This window comes from Gilliamella sp. wkB108, assembly GCF_001690195.1.
Taxonomy (GTDB): domain Bacteria; phylum Pseudomonadota; class Gammaproteobacteria; order Enterobacterales; family Orbaceae; genus Gilliamella; species Gilliamella apicola_L.
The window spans coordinates 1-1858 of record NZ_LZGM01000064.1 but is presented as its reverse complement, the minus strand read 5'-3'; the positions used below and the strand labels follow the sequence as shown (position 1 = coordinate 1858).

1 protein-coding gene is annotated in these 1858 nt (G+C 31.6%); it reads right to left on the bottom strand.

Annotation, left to right across the window (positions count from 1 at the left end):
- Window positions 1-1579: hypothetical protein (locus A9G11_RS06165; protein ID WP_141674360.1), on the bottom strand; the 1579-nt coding region annotated here is incomplete at its 3' end.
- Between the last annotated feature and the right edge of the window lie 279 nt (window positions 1580-1858).

Genomic DNA, 1858 nt, shown 5'->3' with positions numbered 1-1858 from the left:
TGATGACTTGATAAGTTGGCATAAAGTCACCATTTTCATATTGGGTTTCGATAAGCATGTCCTGAAAAACAGGGCTTTGCAGCACATTTAATTTGCTAGCAATTAACGTATTGTTATTATATTCAAATTGATATGCTACTTTTATGATGCGTGTTTTTTGCACAATGGAGATAATTTTCCCCATCTCTTTTTCTACACGAATATAACTTGGCAATGCAACTGCTTGCTCTACATTGTCTAATGGTTGTAATTGCCCGTTATCCGCCATTGTAAAAAAATAGATATCGTTTTCTAATGGTTTAAATTGCTCTAAAGGTAGAGAGAGGGAGGATTGTTGCCATTTTTCTTTGATAAGGGTTTTATATTGGTAGTTATCACCCACTTCAAATTTGATTAAATCACTGTATTTCTCTTTAGGTTGCTGATTTTCGGCCTCAATTAAGCTTAATGGTGCTTGATGAGGGAAGTTTTTATAGCGATCTTTAAAAAAATAAGGATATGGTAGTTTATTATAATAAGTTTGATTTGGCTTAATGCCCAAAAATTTTGCCCGGTTTATGGCTTCGCTATCCCACGGTGTGGTATTGATATCAAAGGTATGTTCAAATAATGAATCGGTTACAGTAATATCGCTTTTTTCTATATCCATAATTAAGGTATTGTAAGGATGAGTTTCCTCTAAACTCTGACTTGTCTCAAAAATTTCATCAGGTCTTTGATTTGTTGTTTCGATTACTTCGCCTTGCTGGTTTAATCGCTGATTATCAATCCGAGGGTAAGGTTTTTTAGATTTATCATAATAGATAACATGATTGGTTTTAATACCCTGATTATCAAAATACTCTGCTATACTCTCAATGCCATTTTTTTCAAGGTAGGTAGATTGTATGGTTTGCCCGGTCAATATATTTTTTTCATTACTTTTTATGCTTTTTCCGTTTTCATCGTAAAAAATTTCATAAAAGAATATTAATTGTTGATTATTATTATACATTTCCAATACTGTATGTTTTAAATTCTGGTTTGGCCAATAATCATAAACATAGTGGGCAATGGCCGTTAACGGTCTTTTTTGGATACTGATGACTACGCCATTTTTCTTTTCAACCCGTAAATAGCAAGGTAACTCAAATACATCTTCAAATTTCTCTTTTTTTTGTAACTGATTATTTTCATCGAAAATATAAAAATGAACCCCATCATCAAGGGCTTGAAACGCATCTGTTGGGTATAATATTTCGATGATATTTCTATCACGTTCCAATACATCTTGGTATTGATAATGATTATTTAATTTGATTTCGGCAATATTTTGTCTAGCCATAGGAAACGTACTTGGATCTGTTTCTAAAGCATTACTAATTGCTAAAAATAGTTTTTCTCGTGGAAAACTATATTTATTATTCATATAATTACTAAAATTACGCTGAAAATAGGTTTTATTGGGTTCAATAGCTTGAGCTTTTAATTGGTTAATAATAGCCGTTTGGTTATCCATTACTGTCTGTGCGTAAGCAGATTGAACAGCCAAAAAGCAAAGAATAATAGCCACCATACCTATTTTTAATCTATTTTCCATATTTTAACTTTCCTAAATAGGGCGTTTGCGCCGAATATTTGCGATAATCTAGCATAACCGTACAATGACACTTTACTTAACTGCTTCTCTTTCATTGTGTTACTTTAGTTATTGTTTATAGATTACTGATTAATATATTATTTTATTTTCCCATTTAATGATTACTTACTTTCCTCACTTGGTTGGTGATGTTCTAAGTAAAAATCAAAAAGTCCATATTCAAACGTATCAGGAGAGATAGGTGCTTTGCTATCATAAAATTGTTGATTGTCAATTTCA